The sequence below is a fragment of the Streptomyces sp. NPDC102490 genome, assembly GCF_044765285.1.
GTDB lineage: Bacteria > Actinomycetota > Actinomycetes > Streptomycetales > Streptomycetaceae > Streptomyces.
In genome coordinates this window covers 201,615-227,711 of sequence record NZ_JBIWJU010000005.1, presented here as the reverse complement: position 1 = coordinate 227,711, position 26,097 = coordinate 201,615, and the positions used below count along the sequence as shown (strand labels likewise).

Here is a 26,097-nt window from a genome sequence, read left to right as displayed (position 1 = left end):
GCCCCGGTTCTGTTCACTTCTGAGCATCGGCGCCCTCGACGGCTCGGCTCAGGCGTCCGGATGGGCCAGCACGACGGCGGTGTTGATGCCGCCGAAGCCGAATCCGTTCGAGAGCACGAACCCGCCGGTCGCGCGCCGCGGCTCGTCGCGCACGAAGCGCAGGCCGGCGTCGACGGGTTCGGTAAGACCGGGGTCGGGGTGCACGAACCCGGCCCGCAGTTGCAGTACGGCGGCCACCGCCTCGACCACGCCGGCGGCGCTGAGGCAGTGCCCGGAGAGGGTCTTGGTCGCGTTGATCCAGGGGCTCTCGCCGCCCGCTCCGAAGACCTTGCGCAGGGCGTCCGCCTCGGTACGGTCGCCCAGCGGCGACCCGGTGCCGTGGGCGCTGACCCAGCCGATGTCCGCCGCGCCCACGCCCGCTCGCGCGAGTGCCCCGGACATGGCCCGTGCCTCCCCGTCCACCGACGGGTCGGCCAGATGGTTGCCGTCCAGGACGACGGCGCCGCCCGCGAGTCCGGCCAGGGCGGGCGCGCCGCGGCGCCGGGCGGAGGCGGCGGTCTCCAGGACCATGCAGGCCGCCGCCTGCCCGGGGTGGAAGCCCCGGTGGCCGGTGTCGAACGGCGCCGGGGGGCGCGCGGGGGCGCCGTCCGCCGGGGCCATCGCGCCGAGCGTGAGGAAGCCGCGGGTCTGAAGCCGCGACAGCCGGGTCATCGCGCCCACGACGAGGCACACGTCGGCGGCCCCGGCGGCGAGCATCCGGGCGCCCTGCACGAGGGCGAGGTTGCCGCTCGCCGAGGCGCCGCCGACCGTGCAGCCCTCGCCCCGCAGGCCCAGGACGCGGCTGAGCGTGGCGACGTGATCGGTGTCCTGGTGCTGAAGGGCGTAACGGGCGGGCAGGTGGGCGGGGTTGCGCTCGGCACGGGCCCGGCCGTCCTCGGTGACCCGCTCCGTCAGGTTGTTGCCCGCCACCGTGACGCCGATGCGCTCGGGCGGCGGCGCCGTACGGTCGAGCCCGGCCTCCAGCCATGCCTGGAGCGCGGCGACGACACCCGCCCGTACCGGGACCGGCGCCCGCAGCACGGTACGCCGCGCCGCGCCGCGCAGGGCGTCGGGCAGTCCGGGCAGCGTCTCCAGGGCCCGGTCGGGTACGTCGTCCGCCGCCAGGTCGGCGGTGAACGCGGGCCAGGACACGCCCGGCCGGTCCGCGTCGGCGGGTGACGGCGGTGCGCTGAGGGCGCACCGTCCCGAGCGCAGCGCGACGGTCAGGTCCTCGGGGCCGGCCGCGACGGCGCCGAGCACACCGAGCCCGGTCACCACCACCGCGTGCCCGTCCGCGGCAGGTCCGCTCACAGCTGCTTGCGCATGAGTGCGGCCAGGGTGCCGATGTCCATCCCCTGGTGGAACTCGTGCACGGGCACCGCGATGTCCAGCTCCTCCATGGTCAGGGTGACGATCTCGGCCCGGTCGATGCTGTTGCAGCCCAGGTCGGACAGGGTCCGGTCGGGCGTGAACGAGGCCGGTTCGACCTCCGGCACGATGTCCAGGGTGGTACGGCGCAGCACCGCCAGGACTCGTTCTTCGGCGTTGTCCGGGCCGGCGACGCCGGCGTCCGATCCGTTCATGGGGCTACCTCCGGTTCGTCAGATCCACGCGTACTGGCGGTGGTGGTCGCGTACGCCGGTCAGGGCGAGGAGCTGGGGACGGTCCACGGCCCGGCGCAGCAGGGCGTCGTAGCGGCCGGGGTCGATGTCGCGGTGCGGGACGGGCCGCAGGCAGGCGGTGTTCTCCGCGAGCAGCGCGGTGTACTCGGCGAAGTCGAGGTCGGCTCGGGCCCGCAGCCGGGGTCCGATGCGTGCCTCGGCGACGGCGGCGGCCGACTCGGGGCCGACGACGCCGCTGAAGAACTCGGAGGAGCAGCCGGAACCGTAGGAGAACAGCCCGACGCGGGCGGGGCCGTCGAGCGCGGTGTGGTCGAGCGCGCTGGCGAGGGCCAGGTAGAGCGAGCCGGAGAAGAGGTTGCCGGTCTGGCCGGGGTGGATCAGGGAGGGTGCGACCCGGCGTTCGAAGTCCTCGGTCACGGCGTCGGCGGGGCTGCGGTACTCCTCGCGCAGCAGCCTGCGGTGCGCGGCCCGGACCATGCCGGAGAACGGGGTGTGCAGGGCGAGCAGGTCGAAGGTGGTCGCGAAGTCGGCGCCCTCCACGCGGGTGCGGTAGTCGGCGAAGCTGCGCGAGAAGCACTCCAGGTAGGCCATGAGCGACCGGTCGGCGTCCGCGATGTCGAGGTCGGGGCCCGGCCGGGCGGAGTCCAGGGTCTCGAAGGCGTGCACGCCGAACGCGCCCAGGTCGGCGGTGAGAACGCGGGGCCGGTCGCCGACGAGCAGCGCCACGGCTCCGGTGCCGGTGACCGGCTCGGCGTACTGGGCGCGCTCGTCGGCGAGGGACATGTCGGTGGCGACGACGAGCACCTTCGCGCCGGGTGAGAGTCCGGCGGCCAGGTAGCCGACGGCGAGTTGCAGGGCGCCGGTGGCCGCGTAGCAGGCCTGCTTCATCTCCAGCATGCGGCAGGTGGGCGGCAGGCCGAGGTGCCGGTGGACGTAGGAGGCGATGGACTTGCTGTAGTCGATGCCGGACTCGCTGGTGGTGACGAGGAGTTCGATCCGGTCGCGGTCGGCCGGCGGCATCCGGTCCAGGAGGGGGCGTGCGGCGTTGACGGCGTGGGTGACGGGGTCCTCGAAGGGCAGCGCCACGGACCGCCGGTCGGAGGCGAGGTTGTCGAAGCGGCGCGGGTCCAGGCCCCGTCCGTCGAACACCGCGCGGGCGCTGACGGCCGCGCTGCCCGCGTACACGTCCAGGGCCTCGATGCCGTACCCGGTCATCGCTCCTCCCCGACTTCGGCGAGGAAGGCGGCCAGAGCGGCGGTCACCCCGTCGGGGTCGGTGACGGTCGGGAAGTGTCCGGCCCGCGGCAGTTCGTGGTAGCGGGCGTCGGGGATGGCGCCGTGCATCAGGTGCGAGGTCTTGCGCGGTACGACGGCGTCGACCCCGCCGGCCACGACGAGGGTGGGTACGGCGATGTCGCCGAGCCGCCCCAGCAGGTCGGGCTGCTGGGCGAAGACGTCCAGGTAGCGCAGTCCGATGTGCGGGGCCATGCTCTCGCAGCGCAGCAGCCGCTCGGTGTACTCGGCGCGGTGCCGCGCCACGGCCTCGGCGCCCGCGGCGACGATCCGGTCCAGGTCCTCGGCGACCAGGTCCGCCAGGCGGTTCACCTCGCCCACGCGGTTGGCGTACCGGTACGAGCTGCACACCAGCGCCAGCGACGCGGCCCGGCCGGGGTGGGCGAGGACGAAGCTCTGCGCGAGGAGACCGCCGAAGGAGGTGCCCACCACGTGCACCGGGTCCCGCACGTCGAGCCGGTCCAGGACGTCGGCGTACAGGTCGGCGATGCCGGGCAGCGAGATGTCGTGCGCCGTGGTGGTGGCGCCCACGCCGGGGTGGTGGACGACGAGTGTCCGGTGGCGGTCCGACAGGCCGGCCATCTGGTCGGCGAAGACGCCGCCGCCGATGTTGAACGGCGGCAGCATGAGTACGGCCGGGCCGCTGCCGCAGTCGAACACCTCCACCGTGCCGTCGGCCACCGGCAGCAGGTGCCGCCGCACCCCGGGGACCCGCTCCCTGAGCACCTCGTGGTTGGCGGACGCGGTGGTGGCGGGTGCGGGGCCCTCCTCCAGGGCCTCGCGGATGTCGGTGGGCAGGGCGTCGGTGGGGTGGTAGGAGCGCAGTGCGGCGGGCCCGGGGGCGGTGACCTCCGTGAGGTCCGGCAGCGGTGCCGGGGCGGCGAGGAGCGCGGCGATCCGGTCGGCGCCCCGTTCCAGGGTCTCACGGTCCATGCCCTGCGGTACGGCGAGCCGGATCAGGTGCCGTTGCGGGGGTGCGGAGCCGTCGGCGAGGCGGGCGCCGGGGGTGAGGTGGGGGCCGCCGCGTACGCCGGTGGCCGCGTAGATCCCGGCCAGGTAGGAGGCGACGGGGTGGCGGAGCGTGCTGCCGGCGGCGGCCTTGTCGACGTCGAGCAGCACGCAGTGTGCGGAGGGGCCGGGTACCAGGGGCACCCCGCCCAGCTCCAGGCGTTGCCGGAACGCGGCCACGTTCGCCACCCGCTCGGTCACCAGCCGTGTCGTGGACTCCTGGTCCAGCAGGGCGGCGGACAGCAGTCGGCGGGCGGACAGGCCGGGTTCCCGGCCTCGTTCCAGCATCCGCTCGGTGAGCCGCTCGGCCAGGCGTTCGTCGCCGGTGGCGATCAGTCCGCCGCCGTCGACCCCGAAGTCCTTCGAGAGACTGAACGTCACCGTCTGGGCGAGGCCCAGCATCTCGCGGACCACTTCCCAGGGGTCCCGGGCGGGCCGCCCCTGGTCGGCGCCGGAGACGAGCAGCGCGTTGTCCAGCAGCCGGGTGGCGTCCAGCAGCAGCGGCACGCCGCGGGCCCGCGTGCGCTCCGCGACGCCGCGCAGGTTCTCCAGGGAGAGCGGGGCGCCTCCGTGGGCGTTGGTGGCGGTCTCGACGAGGACGAAGGACACCTGCCCGGCGTACCGGTCCAGCGCGTCCTCCAGTGCCGTGAGCCGGAGGTCCGCCGCGAAGGGGCCCTCGCCCACGACGGGCAGCGCGATCGACGGGTCGAAGCCGTGTTCCGTCAGCGCGCCGAGCCAGGTCGGGAAGGCCGAGGCGTGCAGGACCCGGCCGCGCGGCCCCGGCCAGGCCCGGCAGACCCGCTCCTCGGCCGCACGGCCGGACGCCGCGAAGTACCGGTGGGCGAACGGCAGCCAGGGCACGGCCGGCGGCTCCTCCCCGGTGACCCCGGCGGCGTCGGCCCGTTCGCCCAGCGCCCGCATCCTGTCACGCTGCCAGGGATCGGCACGGTCCGCCCAGGAGTCCGTGATCAGGTCCAGTTCCACGGCCAGGTGCGGCAGCCGGACCGGATTGTGGCCGTGCGCGGACAGCTGGGCCGCGCGCGGCGCCTGCTCGGGGTCGGGTGCGGGGGTGGCGGCGGCCGCGGGTGCCGCCGGGTCCGCGATCATCAGGATGACGTCGCTGACCTCGCTGGCCCCGTCGCCCTCGGGCTGTACCAGGTACAGGGTCCGGTTCTCGGGACGGAACTTGTTCTTGAACTGGTAGTTGCCGCCGCCGAAGATGCCGGCGTCGCGGAGCTCCGCCAGGGCGCGTACGGCGGCCTCGGACGCGTTGGGCGAGGTGCCGGGCTCGCCGCCGAAGCTGGCGCCGAAGCTGAAGATCTCGCAGCCCTCCTCGCGCAGTCGCTCCAGGATCCGCACGAGGGCGAACTCCAGCCCGCCGAGCGGCATGTGGCCGGGGTAGAACTCGACGTCGAGGAGGTAGCCGTTCTCGGACGGGATCCGGGTGACGACGACGGCGTTCACCAGGGCGTCGTCCAGATACGTCAGGAACAGCCGGTGACGCTCGTCGAGCCTGCCGCCGGCCAGTTCCTCGCGCACCCGCCGCACATAGGGGTTGACCATCTGCTTGGTCGCCGCCCAGCCGTCCACGAGTGCGGCCAGCTCCGCGTCCACGGCCGGGTCGTCGCCGCTGCGGTACTCGACCGTCCGGCAGGCACCGGCCTTCTCGAACCGCTTGACCATGTACCGCAGGCGGCTCATCCGGCCGCCGGACAGCTTGAAGGAGGCGAGGTCCTCGATGCGTTGGAGCGCCCCGAAGGGGGTCGCGGTGACGGGCTCCCCGCCCACCTCCGCCAGGCGGACCAGGGACAGCAGATTGGGGCGCTGGCCGGTGCGCCGGGCGTGGTCGAAGTACTCGGCGGCCAGCTCGGCGAAGTGGTCCTCGGGGCCGGTGTAGTTCCACACGAGCAGGGTCCGGTCCCGCTTGGACAGGGCGAAGAGGCCGCGGCGTTCGGCGCCGACGAAGAGGTGCGGGGCGATGTCACGGCCGCCGAGCCCGCTCTCCTTGCCGTAGCGCCGCTCCAACTCCGCTACGACCGGACCGAGTTCGGGGTCGGCGGCGGCCTCGGCACGGGTGAGTGTCCTGGCCCCGGTGGCCGGGCCGGAAGCGGGTGCCGGGGACTCCTGCGGGGCCGGTGGCCGGACCCGGGCGACGGCCTGCTCGCCATGGGTCTCGCACAGGGAGTCGGTGAGCCGGTCGAGGGTGGGCCGCTCGAAGAGCAGGGCCTTGGGCAGGGCGCCGAGGCCGGTCTCCAGGGCACTGACACCGCGGAGCATGTCGAAGGAGGTGAAGCCGTTGTCCTCGAAGGTGGCCGTCGGATCGAAGGGTCGGCCGAGGGCCTGTTCCAGCACCTGGCGCAGGGCGTCACGGGCCTCGTCACGGGCGTCGTCGTGGGCATCCGGTGCGGGCGGCGGGATCTCGCGCGGTGCCGGCCGGGTCGCGCCCGTGCCGAGGGCCGTCAGCACGTGGTCCGCGAGGGCGGCGATGGTGTCGTGCTCGTACAGCTCGGCGCCCTGGAGGTCGAGCCCGTGCAGGTCGTTGAGGGCACGGGCCACGTCCATGCGGAAGATGGAGTCCAGGCCGAGGTCGGCGAAGGGCGTGTCGGGGGCGAGGTCGGCGGCGGACAGGCCGAGGACGTCGGCGACCAGGTCGCGTACGGTGGCGCGGATCTCCGTCACGGAGGGCCCGGTGTCGCCGGTCGCGGGTGCCGCCGGGCGCGCGGTGTCCGCTTCCGCGGGGTGCTCGACGCGGGTCCGTGGGGTCGGCCGGACGGGAGCGGCTTCCTTCGAGGCGACCTCAGCGGGGGCGACCTCCTCGGGGGCGGCCGGTGCGGTCGCGTCGAGGGGCTGGAGCCGTACTCGGGGGCGTGCGGCGGGTGCGGGATTCGGGTCCTGGCGCGGGTGTGTGGTCGTGGCTGTCTGTTCGGGGTGCGGCATGGGGGACTCCGTCCTCGCCGGCCGGGATGCGGTCGGGGCGCTGAACCAGTGGCGGCGCGGCTGGAACTCGGCCCTCGGCACCGCGTGGGCGCGTCCGGCCGGCCGGGGTGCGTCGTCGGGTGGCGTCCAGGCCTCCAGGACGACGTGGGCGTTGGTGCCGCCGAAGCCGAACGAGCTGACCCCCGCCCGCCAGGAGGGGCGGCCGTGCTCGTCCTTGGCGCCCTCCCACGGGGTGGTGCTGGTGCCGATACGGAAGGGTGTGCCGTCCAGCCGGAGGTAGGGGTTCGTCTCCCGCAGGTGCAGGTGGGCGGGGAGGGTGCGGTGCCGCAGGGCGAGCAGCACCTTGAGCAGCCCGGCGATCCCGGCCGCCGCCTCCAGGTGGCCGATGTTGGTCTTCACCGAGCCGAGCGTGATGTGCGGATCGGCGGGCACGGGTTCGCCCGAGTCGCCGTACAGGCGGGTGAAGGCGTCCTTGAGTCCCTCGGTCTCGATCGGGTCGCCGAGCCGGGTGCCGGTGCCGTGGGTCTCGATGTAGGTGACGGTGGCCGGGGAGATTCCGGCGGCACGGTGGGCGCGGACCACGACGTCGGCCTGGGCACGTGGGTTGGGGGCGGTCAGCGAGGGCGAGCGCCCGCAGTGGTTGACGGCGGTGCCGCGGACGACGGCGAGGATGCGGTCGCCGTCGGCCTCGGCCCGCTCCAGCGGCTTCAGCAGCACCGCGCCGACCCCTTCCCCGCGGACGTATCCGTCGGCGTCCTTGTCGAAGGTGCGGCAGCGTCCGGCGGGACTCAGCATGCCGGACTGGTCGAACACCCGGAACAGCCCCGGGCTCAGCGCCAGGCTGACGCCGCCCGCGATCGCCTCGTCGCACTCGCCGCCGGCCACGGCACCGACCGCGCGGTGCAGGGCGACCAGGGAACTGGAGCACGCCGTGTCGACGGTCTCGCTGGGTCCGCGCAGGTCGAGCAGGTGGGAGACGCGGTTGGCGACCAGGGAGCGGGCGACTCCGGTGGCCATGTGGGCCTCGGGGTCCGCGCCGGACCGGGCGATCAGCTCGCCGTAGTCCGAGGTGGCCATGCCCACGAAGACGCCGGTCGAGGTGCCCGCGCGGTCCTCCGGCCGGTGTCCGGCGTCCTCGAAGGTGCGCCAGACCGTCTCCAGGAACAGCCGGTGCTGGGGGTCCATCAGCCGGGCCTCGGCCGGGGAGATCCGGAAGAACGCGGCGTCGAAGTCGGCCACGTCGGCGAGGAACCCGCCGCGCAGGCCCGCCGTGGTGGCGTCCGCCAGCAGGTCGGCGCGGTCCGCGGGCACCGGCCCGACCAGGTCGTCCCCGGCGCTCAGATGCCGCCAGAAGGCGTCCAGGTCCGGCGACCCCGGAAGCCGCCCCGCCATCCCGATCACGGCCACGTCCCGGCGCCGGTGCGCGGGAGCCGACGCCGGGGGCCGCGCCGGGGCGACGGGGGCCGGGTCCCGGACCACCGCCGCGGGCCGGGGAGACTCCGGTTCCGGGGCCGGGTCCACGGCCGGGTTCACGGCCGGAGCAGGGGCTGGGGCAGGGGCCGGGTCCACGGCGCTCACCTCCGCCGGGTGCTCGCGGCTGAGGTGGGCGGCCACGTCGTCCAGCGTGGGGTGTTCGAACAGGACGGTCGGCAGCAGTTCCAGCCCGTAGTGGTCGTTGACGCGGACGATCAGCTCACTCAGCGAGATCGAGTCGAAGCCGAGGTCCATCAGTTCGGCGGCGGTGTCGACCTCGTCCGGGTCGACCAGCAGGAACTCCGCCGTGAAGGCGCGCAGTCGGCGTCGCACCGCCTCGTTCGGGGTATCGGTGCCCGGGTGCCGGGCGCCGCTCGTGGTGTCCGTACGTACCTCCCTCTCGTACCCGGCGGACGGCTCGGCCGGAGTGGTCGGGTGCGTGGCCGGGGACGGGGGCCGCGGCACGGGTGTCCGCTCCGCCCGCGTCCGCTCCTCGGGCAGTCGCTCCACCGGCAGCCACCGTGTATCGGTGCCGGTCAGGGCGGCGCGGAAGGCGGCGAGTCCGGTGCCGGTGCGCAGGGGTGCCATCGACCAGAGCTGGGCGAAGAGCCTGCGGGTGGCGTCGTCGACGTCCATGCCGCCGTCCTCCCACAGCGGCCACCCGATCGCCACGGTCCGCCCCGGGCGCTCGCCGTGTGCGCGCAGCCGCTCCCTGGCCTCGGCGAAGTCCAGCTGGAAGGCGTTGGCGTAGGCGTAGTCGGTCTGTCCGAGGTTGCCGGTCTCCCCCACCAGGGAGGCGCACAAGACGTAGAAGTCGAGGTCCTCGGCGCGGGTGGCGTGGTCGAGCAGCACCGTGCCGGCCACCTTGGGACCGAGCACCTCGGCCGCTTCGGCGGCGGTCTTGGCCACGGCGCGGGCGTCGCGGTGCACTCCGGCCGCGTGCACGATGCCGTTCAGCGTGCCGTAACGGCTGCGGATGTCGGCGATCAGTCCGTCGACGTCCGTCGCGGAGGAGAGGTCGGTCCGCCGGTACCAGACGGTGCTGCCGCCGCGCCACAGCTCGGCCGTGCGCCGCTCGATGTCGTCGTCGAGCGGTGAGCGTCCGGCGAGCACCAGGTTGACGGGGGCGGTGTCGGCGAGGAGCCCGCCGAGGATCCGGCCGAGGGCGCCCGCGCCGCCGGTGACGAGGTAGGTGCCGCCCGCCACCACCGGCAGCGGCGCGTCGGCGGTCCCGGGCGGCACCGGCCGCTCGGTGAGGCGGCGCAGGTGCCGCCGCCCGTCGCGGTCGTGGACGACTTCGGTGACGCCGTCGCCGCAGTGCTCCAGTTCGTCGGCGACGGCTTCGGCGAACCGGGCCGCCGCGGCGGTGTCGGACGCCGCGTCCTCGTACGTCTCGAAGCCGAGGGTCACCGCGGCGCAGCCGCTGTGCTCCAGCGCGAGCGACTTGAGCAGGGCGCCCGTCGCGGAGAACTGCGGCTGCCGCGCGGCCGGCCCGTGGGCGACGGCCGTACGCAGCCGCACCCGGCGGTCGCGGGCGAGCAGGGCCGCCGCCGTCCACAGAAGCGGATGGGCTCCGCGGTCGAGGTCGTCGGCGACGCTGCCGGGCCCGGGTGGTCCGGCCTCCGGCGGGCAGGCCAGGACGAGCGTGTCGGGCAGCAGGTCGCGTTCGGCCAGGTCGTCCACGAACCGGCGCAGGGCGTCGGGGGTGGCCGGTACGGCATCGTCCGCCTCCGCCGCGCCCGCGCTCACCGCGAGGCAGTGGGCGCCCCGGCGGTCGAACTCCTCGGCCAGGGCGCGGCGCACGGAGGAGTCCGGCCCGAGCAGCAGGACCCGGCGGGGCGAGTCGACCGGCACGGACGCGTCCCGAGGGCACGGCTCCAGGGTGGGAACGAGGCGGTGCAGGGCGCCGGGCCCGTCGTTCCGGGACGGGGGTCGGGGCGTCCCGGCCGCTTCCTGAACCGGCTCCCGCACGGTGGTGCCTCCCATGGTCGGGTCCGTCACGCCCGTGTCGAGCCAGTGCCGGGTCCGGTCGAAGGGGTACGTGGGGTACGGCACCCGCCGTACCGCGCTCCCCTCCCACAACACGGCCCAGTCGACGTCGTCACCGCTGACCCAGCGTCCGCCGAGCCGCGCGAGGGCCCGCGCCGGATCGCTGCCCCGGGCGTCGCGCAGCAGCGCGGAGCCGGGCCCGTGGCGCCGGTCGCCCCGGCCGGGGGCGGCCCTGCCGACGACGAGGCCGGGGATCTCGGCACGGCCGGTGTCGGCGAAGGAGCGCAGCAGGACGGCGAGCCGGTCGGTGTCGGCGCAGACGACCGCCAGCCGTTCCGGGAAGTGACGGCGGCCGGTCTGGCTGGTCCGGGCGAGCGCGGCGAGGGCGGTCCCGGTGCCGTCCGGGCCCGCGAGGTGGTCGGCGACGCGGCGGGCGTATACGCGGAGGCGTTCGGTGGACCGCGCCGACAGCAGGAAGAGCTGGGGTCCGGTGGCCTCGGGAGCGGTCGTGTCCGGCTGGACGTACTCCTCCAGGATCAGGTGGGTGTTGGCGCCGCCCGCGCCGAAGGAACTGACGCCGGCCCGGCGGGGAGTCCCGTCGGGCGACGCGGGCCAGTCGGTGAGCGTGGTGACCGGTTCCAGGGCCGCGCCGGCGAAGTCGATCCTGGGGTTGGGGGTGTCGAGGTTGACGCAGGGTGCGAGGCGGCGGTGGCGCAGTTGGAGCAGCAGCTTGGTCAGTCCGGCGATGCCCGCCGCGCCCTCGAGGTGCCCGATGTTGGACTTGACCGAGCCGACCGCGCAGGGAGCCGGGCGGGGGGCCGCGCCGAACGCCTTGCCGAGTGCCGCGATCTCGATCGGGTCGCCCAGGGAGGTGCCGGTGCCGTGGCACTCGACGTACGACACGGTTTCGGGCGGCACGCCGGTGCGCTCCAGAACACGGCGGACCAGGGCGGCCTGCGCGTTGGGGTTGGGGACGGTGTAGCCGCCGGTCCTGCCGCCGGCGTTCATGGCGCCGCCCTTGATCACCGCCCAGATCCGGTCGCCGTCGGCGACGGCGCGGTCGAGCGGTTTGAGCAGGACGGCGCCGACGCCCTCGCCGGGCACGAACCCGTCGGCGTCGGCGTCGAACACCTTGCACCTGCCGTCGGCGGACAGCATGTTGAGGGCGCTCAGCGACACGTGGTGGGCGGGGTGCAGGATGAGGCTCACTCCACCCGCCACGGCGGTACGGCACTCGCCGCGCCGCAGGCTCTCGCAGGCCAGGTGGACGGCGGTGAGCGAGGACGAGCAGGCGCTGTCGACGGAGAGGCTCGGGCCCTGGAAGTCGAAGAAGTACGACACCCGGTTGGCGACCGACCAGTGGGCCGAGTGCGCGCCGGACAGGCGGCCCCGGGGCCAGCCGGTGGCGGCGAGCTGTCCGTAGGTGCCGTACATGACGCCGACGAAGACACCGGTGTCCGGGTCGTGGGTGTCAGGACCGAGGTGACCGTTCTCCTCCAGCAGGTTCCAGGCGGTCTCCAGGAACAGCCGTTCCTGCGGATCGATGTGTGCCGCGTCGCGGCCCAGGATGCCGAAGAACGCCGGGTCGAACCGGTCGACGCCGTCCAGGAAGGCGCCCCATCGGCTGTAGGTGTGCTGCGGCGTGCCGCGCCGGGCGTCGAACGTCGGCCGCCAGTCCCAGCGTTCGGCCGGCACCTCGCTGAACGAGGCGGTGCCGGAGGCGATGTTGTGCCAGAACGTGTCCAGGTCGGGTGCGCCCGGGTAGCGGCCGCTGACCCCGATCACGGCGATGTCCCCGGCCGTTGCCGGGCCCGGCAGCGGCCGGGGGTCCGGGGCCGGTGGCTCGGCGACCGCGGGCGTCTGCGGGCGCTCGCCCGGCCGGGCGAGCAGCTCGGCGACGGCCGTGGGGTGTTCCTCGGCGAAGTAGTCGGCCAGCCGCGCGATCGTCAGCCGCTCGAAGAGCAGCGTCGCGGGCAGTTCGCCGAAGTCCTCCTCGAAGCGGCTGACGATGCGCAGGCTGACCAGTGAGTCGACCCCGTAGTTGTCGAAGGTGACCTCGTCGGCCAGCGCGCCGGGGTCGAACTTCAGCACCTCGGCGAACACGTCACGCACGTACGCGCGGACCCGGGCGCCGTCGGGTGCGGCCTCGGGGGCGACGGGCTCGGGAGCCGTCCGGGCCACGAACACGCACTGGTCCAGGCGCTCGACGGGGGTGTCCGGCACGCCCAGGGTCCGGACCGGCCCGAATCCGCCGGCGGTCAGCGCCCGGTGCCACTGGTCCGGCCCCAGCAGGGGCGTGTGCGGAAGCCTGCGCTCCGCGTCCCGGAACGCCCACCAGCCGGGCGTCAGTCCGAAGGTGAGGGTGAGGAAGTCGGAGGCCCGCGTGACCTCGTTGACCAGCAGGGTGCCGCCGGGGGCCAGCAGTTCGCGCACATGGGCCAGGGTCCGTGCGATGTCGGCCGTGGCGTGCAGCACGTTGGTGGCGAGGACCAGGTCGTAGCCGTGCGGGGTGAAGTCCTGCGTCGCGGGCGGGCGTTCGATGTCGAGGAGCCGGAAGGAGAGGTGGGGCCTGCCGGGTCCGAACTCCCGCTCGCCGTGCGCGAGGAAGGCGGACGAGACGTCCGTGTAGGTGTACGTCACCGGTGGGGCGCCCCCCGTGCCGCCCGGACCACGCGGGGCCTCTTCGAGGGCGTCGTCGAGGGCGTCCAGGACGAACGCCGTCCCGGCGCCCGTGCCCGCGCCGATCTCCAGGATCCGCAGCGGACGCCCGCCGTCGGCCCGCCGGTGGCGTTCGAGGGCGGCCAGGGTCTGGGCCGCCATGAGCCGGTGGTGGTGGTCGGACAACGGCTGGCCCCGGTAGACGGATTCGACCAGGTCCACGGATCCGTCCGGGAAGAGCACGTCCGTGGGCGGCCGGGAGCCGTCGAGCACCTCGGGCAGGGCTTCGACGCAGCGCCGCAGCAGGGTGACGTGCGGGCGCATGGCGGGATGGCGGGTGATCACCTCCTGCGCGGAGGGCCCCCCGGGTGCGGAGCGCCGCAGCAGGTCGGCCACGGCCCGGAGCAGCCGCTCACCGGCTCCGTCCTCGGGGTGCCGGCCGCTCCACCGGGCCAGGGCGGTGTCGGGATCGCCGTCGGCTCCGGGCAGCCGGGCGCGCAGCAGGCTCGCCGCGAGCCGCTCCAGTGCGGCGAACCCGGCACGGGCCCGGGTCAGGGCGTCCGTGGTGTCGTCGGGTGCGGCGCCGAGGAGGGCGAGTCCCCGCCGGGTGGCCTTCACGACGACCGCCTGGGCGAGGTCCGCCCCGAGGGCGCGGGTGAGCGCGGCGATGCCCTCGGCGGGGTCGAGTGAGCCGATGCCCAGCTCGGCGAACCGCTCGACGCGGCGCTGCTGCGCGACCACGCCGACGCTTCCCCAGAAGCCCCAGTTGATCACCGAGGCGGGGAAGGAGCGCTCGCGCAGGTACCCGGCGAAGGCGTCCTCGAAGGTGCTGGCCGCGGCGTAGTTGGCCTGTCCGGGCGCGTCGGTGAAGGAGATCGCCGAGGAGAAGCAGACCAGGAAACCGGGCGGCTCGTCGTCGAGCGCGGCGGCCAGCGCCGTCAGGCCGGTCGTCTTCGCCGCCAGCACGTCCAGGAAAGTGTCCTCGTCCATGGCGGCCAGCGTGCGGTCGCGCAGCACCAGCGCACTGTGGAAGACGCCGTCGACCCGGCCCGTCCGCTCCCGTGCCTCGGCGACGATCCGCCGGGCGTCGGCCGGATCGGCCACGTCGCCGCGCACATACGCGGCTTGCCCGCCCAGCGCGTCGAGTTCGGCGAGCAGTGCCCGCACGGAGTCGTCCTGCGGACGGCGGCCGACCAGCACCAGCCGCGCACGGTGGTGCCGGGCCAGGTGGCGGGCGAGCGCGGTGCCGATGCCGCCCGTACCGCCGATCACGACGTACGCGCCGTCGTCGCGGAGCGCCTTCCCCGGCCCGGCCGGGTGCGGAACCGGCAGCGGGGCCAGGCCCCGCACCAGCCGGCGGGTGCCGCGCAGGACGACGAGGGGTTCCGTGCAGGGTTCGGCCAGCAGAAGGCCCACCGACTCGCCCGGCGCGGACCGCCCCGGGGGCAGGTCGACGCAGCCCGCGCGCCACTTGGGGTACTCGGCGGCGGCCGACCGCGTCAGCCCGATCAGACCGGCGCTGTGCGGCTGGACGGGTCCCCGCTCCTCGTCGGCGACGGCACCGGACAGTGCCACCTTCACGGCGAGCCGCCGGCTGCCGGCCCCGCGCCCGAGCAGTGTCTTCAGCAGCCGGAACAGGCCGAGGGTCGCCGGGTCCGGACCCGGTACGGGCACCGGCTCGGCGGGGTCGTGCAGAGCGAGCCAGTAGACCGTGTCCGGCACCCCGTCGGGCACCGCGAAGGACGCGGTGCCGTCGGCGGGGAGGGCGACGGTGGTCACCGGCCGCCCCGCGTCCGCGAGGGTCCCGGCGAGCGGCCGGGCAGCGGGCGTGTGGAACACCCAGGTCGTCCCCTCGTCCAGGGACCCCGCCCGCTCCGGCGGGCCGGCCTCCCTCAGTTGCGGGACGAGGACCACGGTCTCGGGTCGTCCGGCCGCCGGGGCACGCTCGCCGTCCGCCGCCGGCGCACACTCGCCGTCCGCCGTCGGCAGCGGTCGCAGCGCCACTCCCAGGAAGGACGCGCACACCCGGCCCTCGGAATCGGACACCCGTACCGTGAACGTGGCGCCGTCCCGTACCGCGTGCGCGTGGCCGTGGGCCGGCAGCGGGGCCCGCACCTCCAGGGCCCGCAGCGCGAAGGGGACGAGCGGTCCGCCCCCGGCGTCGCGGACCAGCACGGTCAGCGTCTGGAGGGCCGCGTCCAGGACGGCCGGGTCGAGCGGCCAGGACGCCTTCTCTCCCACGGGCGTGTCCGGGGCCCGCAGCACGCCGAGCGCCTCGTCGGTTCCCGCCCAGACGCCCTCCAGCGCCTGGTAGGCGGGCCCGTACGCGAGGTCTCCGGCGGCGAAGGCGGCGTAGAGGTCCTTCCCCGGGTGCCAGGAGGGGCAGCGTGCGCGCACCGCCTCGACGGGGAGCGGGCCCTGCGGGGCGTCTTCGCCGGTGAGCGGCTCCACGCGGCCCCGGACGCACGGGACCCGTGCGCCGTCGGCGGCCGTCAGCTCGAAGGTCACTCCGCCCGCCGGGTCCTCCTTCGTCGTGACCCGTACGTCGGGTACGGCGTCTGCCTGCACCGGGCGCAGCCACTGCACCCGGGAGACGCGGACGGCTCCGGTGATTCCGTGCCGGGCGGCGGCGCGTACGGCGAGCGAGAGGCCGGCGACGCCGGGAAGCACGGGCCGCCCGGCGAGCCGGTGGTCGGCCACGACGCGGTCGCGCGGGTCGAGGGCCTGGGTCAGCGTGCCGGGGGCGTCCTCGGAGCGGCGGGGTGCGCCGGTGTCCGGCCCGGCGCCGGGCAGCCAGTGCCGGTCGCGGGCGAAGGGGTAGGTGGGCAGCGGCACCCGGCGCGCGGCGCCGCGGGGGTGCAGGGCCGCCCAGTCGACGGGCCCGCCGTGCGCGTATGTCTCGGCGAGGGCCCGGAGTGAGGGCTCGGCGCTCTCCGGTGCGTACACGTACGGTGCCTCGCGGCACGCGGCGGCGTCGCGGAGCGCGCGGACGAGTTCGGCCCGGTCCCGGACGACGAACGCGGCACGCAGCGGGAAGTGGGTGCGGCCGGTGCCGAGGGTGAGTGCGACATCGGCGAGGGCGGGCGCGTCCTCGGTGTCGAGGGCGTCGGCGAGCCCGGTGAGGGCGCGGCCCAGGGCGTTCCGGTCGCGTGCCGAGACCGGGATCAGACGGGCCCGGCCGGTCTCGGGGGCCTCGGCGGGGGCGGGCGGCCGGGGCGGTGCCTCGGCGATGACGGCGTGCGCGTTGGTGCCGCTGAATCCGAAGCTGCTGAGCGTGGCGGTCCGGGTGCCGCGGGGTCCGGGGTGCCAGTCGGCGGCGGCGGTGAGCACGCGGAAGGGGCCCCGGGACAGGTCGATCTCCGGGTTGGCCTCGCTGAAGTGCGGGGTCGGGGGGAGCCTGCGGTGCCGCAGCGCCAGCAGGACCTTCAGCAGGCCCGCGATGCCGGCGGCCATGGTGGTGTGCCCGATGTTGGCCTTCACCGAGCCGAGCACGGTCGGCGCGACGGGAGCGGCGCGGTCGGTGCCGTCAGGTCCGTCGGGTGCGTCGGGTCCGTCTGGTCCCTCGGGGCGGAACGCGTCCTGAAGTGCCTTCACCTCGATCGGGTCGCCGAGCGGCGTGCCCGTGCCGTGGGCCTCGACGTATCCGATGTCCGCGGCGGTGACGCCGGCCGCGCGGTGGACGCGGCGCAGGAGTTCGGTCTGGGCGGCGGCGCTGGGCGCGGTCATGCCGTTGGTCCGGCCGTCGCCGTTCACCCCGGTGGCCTTGATGACCCCGTGGATGTGGTCGCCGTCGGCCAGCGCCCGTGCCAGCGGCTTCAGTACGACCACGCCGACGCCCTCGCCGAGCACGATGCCGTCGGCCCGCGCGTCGAAGGGGGCGCTGGTGCCGGACGGGGACAGCATTCCGGCGTTGCTGCACCGGATGTGCAGTCGCGGGGTGAACATCAGGGCGACGCCGCCCGCGAGGGCGGTACGGCACTCGCCCCGGCGCAGGCTCTCGCAGGCCAGGTGGACGGCGGTGAGGGAGGAGGAGCACGCGGTGTCGACGGCGAGGGTGGGGCCGGTCAGGTCGAGGAAGTAGGAGATGCGGGAGGCGAGCACGGACGGCGAGGAGCCGAGGAAGGCGTGCCCGGTGTCGGCCTGTCCGGCCGCCGCGAGGAGGTCCGCGTAGTCCCCGGCGCCGCAGCCGACGAACACGCCGCAGTCCCGGGTGCCGCGTTCGGTCGGCCGGTCGGTCCCGCCGGCGCCGTGACCGGCGTCCTCCAGCGCCCTCCACGCCTCCTGGAGGAAGAGGCGCTGCTGCGGGTCCATGGCCTCCGCCTCCAGCGGCGAGAGCCGGAAGAACGCGGGGTCGAACTCGTCCGCTCCGCGCACCAGCGCCGCCCACTTGCTGTCGGTGCGGTCGGTGACGGACCGGTCCGGGTCGTACCAGCGGTCCACGCGCCAGCGTTCCGGGGGCACTTCGGCGATCTCGCTGCGCCCGGCCTCCAGGTTCCGCCAGAAGGTGTCGAGGTCGTCGGCGCCGGGGAAACGGCCGGACATGCCGATCACCGCGATGTCGGCGCAGGCGACGTCCGGTCCGTCCGGTGGACCGGCCGGTTCGGGTTCCGGGTCGGGGCTCCGCTCCTCCTCGCCGGGCACGGCCGTGGTCCCGGCCGGGGAACGGCGGGGCACCGGGCGCAGGGTCACCGTGCCGGCGGGGGTGGTGGACGCGGACGGTACGGCGGTGCTGGGCGCCGGGGGCACCGGCCGGGGCGCCGGGGTGACCGGCGGGGCGGGTTCCGGCGCGGGGGTGGGACCGGGGGCGATGCCTCCGGCGTCGGCGTCGGCGTCGGTGCTGGTGTCGGTGTCGCGGCTGTCGTTCTCGGCCTGCGCCGCCGGTTCGAGGGCCGCGCGGTGCAGGGCCGCCGTCCGGCGGCGGGCGCTCAGCAGGGCCGTGGTCATCGCCGGCACGGTCGGGTGGTCGTAGACCGCGACGGCCTCCAGACCGGCGCCGTGCCGTTCGTTGAGATGGCGGACGACCTCGACGGCGCCGATCGAGTCGAGTCCCATCTCGGCGAAGGTCCGCTCGTCGTCGATCTCCTCCGGCCGCAGGTAGAGGACTTGCACCAGGGAGGCGACGACGTCCTCGCGCACCTCGGCCTCGGAGGGCCCGGCGAGGGCCTCCGGTGCGTCCTGCGGTGCGGCCTGCGCCGTCGGCGCCATCGAGGGCTCGGGCAGGGGCGCGGGGCCGGGGGTCGGCACCGTGGTGTTCCCCGGCTTCCCGAACGCCTCCACGCGGGCGAAGTGGCCCCTGACCCGGTCGCGGGCGCCGGTGCCGAGCACCTCCTCGTGCATCCGGACCTCGCGCCCGACCACGTCGTCCAGCCGGGCCAGCACCCGGCCGGCCAGTTCCTGCTTGAGCCGGCGTACGGCTCCCTCCGGCCGGGCGGCGAGCGCGCGGGCCCGGTCCAGCGCCGCCGGCAGCACCTCGGCGCGCGGCAGCACCGTCACCATGGCACCGTGGCGGTGCAGTTCGGCGCCGGACAGGGACCTGCCCGTGAGCATCATCTCGTCCGCGAGGGCCGAGCCGAACCGGCGTTCCAGGACGTAGGTGGCCCCCATGCCGGGGGTGAAGCCGTACGCGACGAAGTTGGCGCTGTAGACGCTCTCCTCGGCAAGCAGCACCACGTCGGCGTACAGCCCGAAGGCCAGGCCGCCTCCGGAGGCGTGCCCGTCGATCGCTGCGACCACCGGGCGGTCGCAGCGCAGCAAGCCCTCGTACACGAAGGCCTGGTCGGTGAAGCGTCCCTCGCCGTCGGCCAGGGTCTCCAGGGCCTCGGCGGTGCCGCCCATGCTGAACACGCCGTCGGAGCCCGTGATGACGACCGCTTTGACGTCCGTGCGCGCGGCGACCGCGTCGAAGGCCGTGCGCAGATCGCCCAGCAGCCGCTCGGTGAACATGGACGAGTTCATCCTGATCAGGCCGATCCCTCCGTCCAGGACGACGAGTTCGGCGCCGTCGTCGCGGGAGGAAGCCGTGAGGGCCGGGGCGGGGTCCGGGACGGCGACCGGCGAAGTGTCCGGGGCGTGCTCCGCCGGGGTCGGGGCGGGGGCCGCGACGGGGCCCTTCGCGGGTGCCGTCTCCCGGTCCGTGACGGGCCGTCCCGTCCATCCGCCGGGCCAGCAGCTCTCCTCGCGGAACGGGTAGCCGGGCAGGGGCACCCGGCGGGCAGGCGGACCCGCCTCGGGCCCTTCGGCGTCGTCGGTCTCGCCCGTGACCCAGCGGCGGGCCCGGTCCTCCAGGGTGCCGGCGGTGGTCGCCGCCCCGCGCGCGGATGCGCGGACCTCGGCCGACGCGGTCCCCCGGTAGGCGCGGGGTCCCGGTTCGGCGCCCTTGACCAGGCGTTCCAGGGCCGTGCGCAGCTCCGGCAGACCGTCGGCGACGACCGCGAACCGGACCGGCATCGCGGTGCGGCCCACCCGGAGCGTGTGGGCGAGGTCGTCGAGCCTCGGCAGTCCGTGCTCGCCCGTGCCGGCCGCCGCGGTCAGGTCGGCCCAGGTCTCGGCGGCCTCGTCCAGGGTGGTGCCGGAGTGCACCGCCGCCGCGAACTCCGCCGCCGGGACGGCCTGTTCGGTCGGTGTGTGCGCGGCCAGGTCGTGGGCGAGGGCCAGCCGGCCCGCGGGGTCGAGGCCGAGGTCCTCGAAGGTTTCGCCACCGCTCAGGGCCGCCTCGGGCACTGCGAGGCGCCGGGCGACCAGGGACCGGATCGGCGCGGGCTCCCTCGGGAGGGCACCACCGGGCGCTTCCGTGTCCGGGGTGAGGAGGGCGAGCAGGGCGGCCGCCCGCTCCCTCAGGGCCTCCTCGTCCTTGGCGGACAGCACGAACAGCCGAGGGCCTCGCGGTGCGGGCCGGGCCGGGACCGCCGGGGGCTCCTCGAGGACGACGTGGGCGTTGGAGCCGCCGGCGCCGAAGGCGCTGATCCCGGCGAGTCTCCGGCCGCCGGACGGGCGCGGCCAGGGCGCGGCGCCGCGCTGCACCTCCAGCGGGCCGTCCCCGAAGTCGAGGTGCGGGTTGAGCGTGTCGGCGTGCAGCGAGGGTGCCAGGACGCCGTGCCGGAACTGGAGCAGCACCTTGGTGAGTCCGGCGATGCCGGCCGCGCTCTCCAGATGGCCGATGTTGGTCTTCACCGACCCGATGGCCACGTGCTCGGGCCCGGGCGAGAAGGTGGCCAACGCGGCGCGCAGGCCGTCCAGTTCGATGGGGTCGCCGAGCGAGGTGCCGGTGCCGTGGGCCTCGACGTAGCCGAGGTCGCGCACGTCGGCGCCGGACTCACGGACCGCGTCGGCGACGAGCGCGGCCTGCGCGGTCGGGCTGGGCACGGTGAAGCCGCTGGTGCGGCCGCTGTGGTTGACGCGGGCCGAGCGGATGACGCCGTGGACGTGATCGCCGTCGGCCAGGGCCCGGTCCAGCGGCTTGAGCAGGACCGCTCCGACCCCTTCCCCGGGGACGTAGCCGGTACCGCCCTCGCCGAAGGCGCGGCACCTGCCGTCCCGGGACAGCCAGCGTCCGCGGGCGAGTTGCAGGTATTTCTGCGGATGCGGCATGAGGTTGACCCCGCCGGCGAGCGCGTAGGTGCTCTCGCCGCGGCGCAGACTCTCCACCGCGAGGTGCAGCGCCGTCAGCGACGAGGAGCAGGCGGTGTCGACGGCGATGCTGGGGCCCCGGAAGTCGAAGGTGTAGGAGACGCGGTTGGCGACGGAGGAGTGCAGGGCCACCGGGGCGGCCTCGTCGTCGGGGTCCGGCACGAACTGGAAGTGGTTCCACATGACGCCGGCGAAGACGCCGACCTGCTCGGCGGTGAGGGACTCCGGCGGGTGGCCGGCGTCCTCCAGTGTCTGCCAGGCGATGGTCAGGAACAGCCGTTCCTGCGGGTCCATGCGCTCGGCCTCCCGCCGGGAGATACCGAAGAACAGCGGGTCGAAGCGGTCCATACCGGCCAGGAAGCCGCCCCAACGGCCGTAGGTGCGTCCGGGCCGGCCGGGCTCGGGGTCGAAGAGGGCGTCGTGGTCCCAGCGGTCGGGCGGTACTTCGGTGACGCAGTCCCGGCCGGCCGCCAGGTTGGCCCAGAAGGCGTCCAGGTCGGCAGCCTGGGGGTAGCGCCCGGCGACACCGACGATCGCCACGGGTTCGGGTACCGGGCGGGCGCTCCGCCCGCGGGCCGAGGCGTGCGCGGGCGCGGACGCGGGCGTGGGCGTGGGCGTGGCCACGGGGGCCGACGGCGTCGGGGCGGCCTGGTCCGGCGCGGGGGCGAACAGGCCGGTCGTGAGCGGTCCGGCCGCGTCCCCCTCGGTGTGTACGGCGACCAGCCGGGCCGGGGTGTCCGGCCGGGCCAGGCAGCGGTCCAGCAGGCCGAGCGCGGTTTTGGTGGGCAGCGGCCGCATCCCGGATGCGGCGGAGCGCGCGAGTGCGGCGGTGTCGGCGCGCATGCCGCCCTCGGCCCAGTAGGGCCAGGCGAGGGACAGGGTGCGTCCGGTACGCGCGGGGTCGGCCGCCCGGTGGCCGGCGAAGGCGTCGAGGAAGGCGTTGGCGTAGCCGTAGGCGCACTGGCCGGGGTTGGGCACGACCGCGGACAACGAGGAGAACAGGACGAACAGGGCCGGGTCGCTGTCGGCGGTGGCCCGGTCGAGGTGGAGGGCGCCGGCCAGTTTCGGGGCGAGTACGGCCTGGGTCTCGGCCGGGTCCCGGCGGAAGTGCAGGGCGTCGTCGGTGCGGCCGGCGCAGTGCAGGACCGCGTCGATACGGCCGTACAGCTCGCGGCACCGGGCGGCGACGGCCGCGGCGTCCTCGGGGCGGGAGACGTCCGCGCGCAGGTAGTGCGCCTCGCCGCCCCGTGCGGCGCAGCGGTCGAGCAGGGCGGTGGTCGTGGCGTCGGCCGGCCGGGTTCCGCACAGCACCAGACGGGCCCCGTGTGTGCCGGCCAGGTGTTCGGCCAGGAGCGAGCCGATGCCGCCCGCTCCACCGGTGACCAGGCAGACGGCTCCCCGGGGCAGGGCGGGCGTGTCCGGTCCGTCGAGGGTGTGCGGGGTGAGGCGGCGCACGTGGCGCTCGCCGTGCCGGTGCATGCTCTCGCTGTCCTCGCCGCCGTCGGCCGCCTCCGCCAGCAGGACGTCCGCGAGTTCCCCCGCGTCCGGCGCGCCGACGACGCAGGTGCTGCGGCAGCGCAGGGCCGGGTTCTCCGCGGTGATGCCCCGGGCCAGGGCGCCGATCGCGCCGTGCTGCGGGGCCGCGTCCTCGTGGTCGGCGCGGTACAGGAAGCGGAGTTCGCGGGTGGTGTCGGCGGGGCGGGCGGCCAGCGCGCCGGCGAGCGCCCAGACGACGTCGTAGGCGTCGGTGGTGTCGGTGGCGGGGCCGGGCGCGGGTGCGGGGCAGACGGCCAGGACGGTCGGGAGGGCACCCTCGGCGGCGAGTTCGTCCAGCAGACGGCCGAAGTCGGCGCGGCTGCCGGTGGGCAGGTGCCAGGTGTCGGTCCCGGTGCGCTCGTAGACGTCGGCGGGCAGCACGTGCACCGTGCGCCGGCCGGAGGCGGCACGGTGGCGCAAGGCGGCGGGCAGCGCGGGATCGGCGGTCACGACGAGCAGGTCGCCCGGGGGCAGCGGGGCCGGGGTGGCGGCCCGCGGGACCCAGCGGGGTCGGTGGAGACTCAGATGGGGAGCGGACGCCGGGGGTGCCGGGGGCCGTCCAGGCGGCTGCGCGGGGGCGGTGGCCGCCGCCGCGCTCGGTGCCGCGGCGGCCCGGTCCTCGGCCGGCAGCGTGACGGTGTGCCGCTGGGCCAGGTGGCGCGCGACGGAGGCGACGTCCGGGTACTCGAAGAGCAGCGTCGGGTAGAGGCGCCCGTCGACGGCCTTCTCCAGTTCGGTGCTCAGCTCGAGCAGCGTCACCGAGTCCAGACCGAGTTCGTAGAAGCCCCGTCGGGGGTCCACGGCGTCCGGGTCCCGGCCCAGCAGGCCGCCGATCAGGGTGCGCAGGTGCGCGACGAGCCGCTGCTCGGGATCGCCGCCCGTCGCGGCGGCGGGCCCGGGCCGCTGCTGCGGCGGTGCGGACGGGAGGTCCAGCAGGCGGGTGATGAGGCCCGCGTGCCGCACCCGCTTGCAGCTCAGCTTGGTGAACTCGGCGACGAAGCGGCCCTGTTCGTCGTAGACCAGGCAGTCGTTGTGCATCACGTCGCCGGACGGGGCGACGGTCTCGGCCGTCGGCACGTGGACCCAGCAGGGTCCGGTCACCGCGCGCGGGGCGCGGAACCTCGCGATGTGGACCGGGATGAACGGGTCGGGTCCGGGTGGCGGGCGGTGGCCGAAGGTGACCAGGGTGGCGGCGTCGAGCTTCGCCGGGTGCAGATGGAAGGCGCTCTCCTGGTCCCGGGAGGCGGGGTCCAGTTCGAGGCGGGCCAGCAGACCGCCCGTGTCGAGGAGGTGGAGTTCGCCGAAGCCCTTCATGGGCGGCCCGTGCTCGATGTCCTCGGCCCGTGCCTGCCGGTACAGCTCGGCCATGTCCCGGCTGCGCACGGCGCGGGTGAGCAGGGCGCGCGGGTCGATCGGCGGGGGCGGGGGTTCGTCGGTGAACTCGAGCCGGGCCGAGAAGTGCGGGCGCCAGGGCAGGCCGTCGGAGTCCGCCGTCGCCGGGTCCGTGCCCGGCGCCACGGCCGCGCCGGCCGCCTCCACCGGGCGGGCGCCGGTGGCGTCCGGGGCGCCGATCGTGACGCGTACGGCCAGGTCGCGTCCCACGGCGGTGGCCATGGGCTCGGCGAAGAGCACGTCCCGCAGCGTCGCCCGCTCGGTGTCCAGGTCCTGGGCGCGCAGGATGCGGTACACGATGTCGAGGAAGGTCGCGCCCGGCATCACCGACACCTGGTGGATGCGGTGGTTCTGCATGATGAAGTCGTCGTGCGGCAGTGAGAGGTGACACTCGATCGGGTCGTTCACGGCGTGGCTTCCCCCTCGTGTCCGAGCCGGCGGACGGCGTCCTCGCGCAGCCGGGTCCGGTCCGTCTTCCCATGGGTGTTCAGTGGTGCGTCGGGCAGCCACCACAGGTGCCGGGGCAGCATGTAGGGCGGCAGCCGCTCGGCGAGCCGTTCGGCCAGGTGCGTGGTGTCGGGTTCGGCGTCGCCGAGCAGGTAGCCGACGAGCCGGGTGCCGCCGGGCGCCGGGAGCGCGAACACGACGGCGTCGGTGCCGGAGGTGTCGCGCAGGGCCGCCTCCACCTCGCCGACCTCCACCCGGTAGCCGTTGACCTTCACCTGGGCGTCCTTGCGGCCGAGGTGGACGAAGCCGTGCGGGGTGGCGCGCACCTGGTCCCCGGTGCGGTACCAGCGCCGGCCGTTGTGCTCCAGGAACCGGCCCGCGTCCTGGGCCGGTTCGAGGTAGCCGCGGAACATCTGGGGCCCGGTCAGGGCGAGTTCGCCGGTGCCGTCGACGGGCGTGCCGTCCGGGCCGAGGAGCATCGCCGCCATCCCGGTGTTCGGCACGCCGATCGGCACGGTGGCGCCGTATTCCGGGGCGGACAGGTCCTGGCCGGGATGCCAGCGGAACGCGGTGCAGGCGATGGTCAGTTCGGTGGGGCCGTAGATGTTGTCGAGGACGCCGTCGGGCGCGGCGCGCTGCCAGTAGCGCGCGGTGTCCACGTGCAGGGGCTCCCCGGCGAACACGGACTGGCGCAGGCCGGCGAGGCTCCCGGGGGCGAGCCGGTCGGCACGCTGGAGGCCGCGCGCGAGGCTGGGGGTGCTGTGCCAGACGGTCAGTCCGTACCGGCGCACCCAGCGTGCCGGGTCCAGGGCCTGGAGCCGGGACAGGACGCACACGCACGCCCCACCGGCCCAGGCCGGGAAGATGTCGCACATCGCCAGGTCGAAGGTGGTCTCGTGGACCTGGCTGAACCGGTCCTCGGGCCGCACGCCGTAGCGGGAGAGCGAGGCGGCGAGGAACGCCGAGACGTTCCCGTGGCTGACCGGCACGCCCTTGGGTGTGCCGGTGGAGCCGGAGGTGAAGAGGATGTAGGCGAGGTCGTCGGGCGTCCCCGCGGCCGACCGGCGGCCGAGCCCGGCGCCGGGTTCGGACAGTTCCTCCACCGTCAGGACGCGGGCACCGCCGACGGCACTGGGCAGCTTCGCGGGCAGGGCGGTGCGGTCCGTGCCCGGGGCCAGGGCGACGTGGACGGGTGCGGACTCCAGGAGGCGGGCCACCTGCCCCGCCGCGTCCGGGGCGGCGATCACGGCACCGCAGCCCGCGGCCCGCAGTACAGCGGCGTTGCGGGCCACCGGGTTCTCCGGGTTCAGCGGCACGGCGGGAGCGCCGGCGTGGAGAGCGGCGAGCAGGCCGATGTACGCCTCGGGGGTCTTGGCGGCGAGCACCGCCACGGGTGCGCCCGGCTCGGCGGCCGCGACGACGGCGGCGGCCCAGGTGCGGGCGAGCGCGTCGACCTCGGCGTAGGTCCAGTGGCGGTCGAGGATGCGCAGGGCGGGGCCGTCGGGATTGCGGGCGAGGCCGTCGGCGAACCAGTCCTGGAGCATTCTGGCGGCGCCCGGCCGGGTGTCCGGCGCGCCGGGCGTCACCGGTCCGCCAGACAGCCGCTGACCACGCGCCACAGGTCGGCCGGGGTGGCGAAGCTGGCCGGGGCCAGGGCTCCGTCGGGGAACTCGATGCCGTAGGCGTCCTCCAGCCGGGCGGACAGGCCGACCATGCCGAGGGAGTCCAGGCCGTGCGCGGGCAGCGGGACGTCGGCGCGCAGCGCGGCGGTCGGGGGGTAGTCGGTGAGTGCGGCCCTGACCAGCTTCTCGAAGGTCTCGTCCCAGTTCGTCGCCACGGTGCGCCTCGTCCTTCTCGTCGTCGCCGGGGTGGTGCCGGTGTGTGCCGGGTGATCCGTATCGCCGTGCGGCGCGCGGCCGGTTCCGGGAACGTCGCGGAATGGGCGTGCGGGCCCGTTCGAGATAAATTCCGGCGCGGGGATGCTAACGACGGAATTTCCGCCGCCGCAAGGGCGTCCGGGTACTTTTTCGGCGTGCGCACTATTGAGCAGAATTCCGGCCCGAAAAGGGCGGACCATC

Annotated in this window: 6 protein-coding genes; all 6 read right to left on the bottom strand. The window is 75.5% G+C overall.

Annotated features, from left to right (window positions below):
• Positions 1–48: 48 nt before the first annotated feature.
• From ACIRGB_RS12740 to ACIRGB_RS12715, 6 genes are read right to left on the bottom strand one after another with little or no spacing between them, the layout of a single operon-like run.
• A complete protein-coding gene (locus ACIRGB_RS12740; RefSeq protein ID WP_403862575.1) occupies positions 49–1,350 on the bottom strand; it encodes a beta-ketoacyl synthase N-terminal-like domain-containing protein in 1,302 nt (433 codons plus the stop codon).
• Positions 1,347–1,622, bottom strand: coding sequence for a phosphopantetheine-binding protein (locus ACIRGB_RS12735; RefSeq protein WP_403862572.1), 276 nt, complete (start codon positions 1,620–1,622; stop codon positions 1,347–1,349). Before ACIRGB_RS12735 ends, ACIRGB_RS12740 begins: the two co-directional genes overlap by 4 nt.
• Before the next feature lie 18 nt (positions 1,623–1,640).
• Entirely contained in the window at positions 1,641–2,876 is a 1,236-nt protein-coding gene (locus tag ACIRGB_RS12730; RefSeq protein WP_403862569.1) for a hydroxymethylglutaryl-CoA synthase family protein, read from the bottom strand.
• Entirely contained in the window at positions 2,873–23,980 is a 21,108-nt protein-coding gene (locus ACIRGB_RS12725) for an SDR family NAD(P)-dependent oxidoreductase (protein WP_403862566.1), read from the bottom strand. Before ACIRGB_RS12725 ends, ACIRGB_RS12730 begins: the two co-directional genes overlap by 4 nt.
• On the bottom strand, positions 23,977–25,605 hold the full coding sequence (locus tag ACIRGB_RS12720) for an amino acid adenylation domain-containing protein (protein ID WP_403862564.1): 1,629 nt from the start codon (positions 25,603–25,605) through the stop codon (positions 23,977–23,979). The genes ACIRGB_RS12725 and ACIRGB_RS12720 overlap by 4 nt, the downstream gene beginning before the upstream one ends.
• Positions 25,602–25,856 carry an acyl carrier protein gene (locus ACIRGB_RS12715; RefSeq protein WP_403862561.1) on the bottom strand — a complete coding sequence of 85 codons (255 nt, stop codon included), beginning with the start codon at positions 25,854–25,856 and terminating at the stop codon, positions 25,602–25,604. Before ACIRGB_RS12715 ends, ACIRGB_RS12720 begins: the two co-directional genes overlap by 4 nt.
• Between the last annotated feature and the right edge of the window lie 241 nt (positions 25,857–26,097).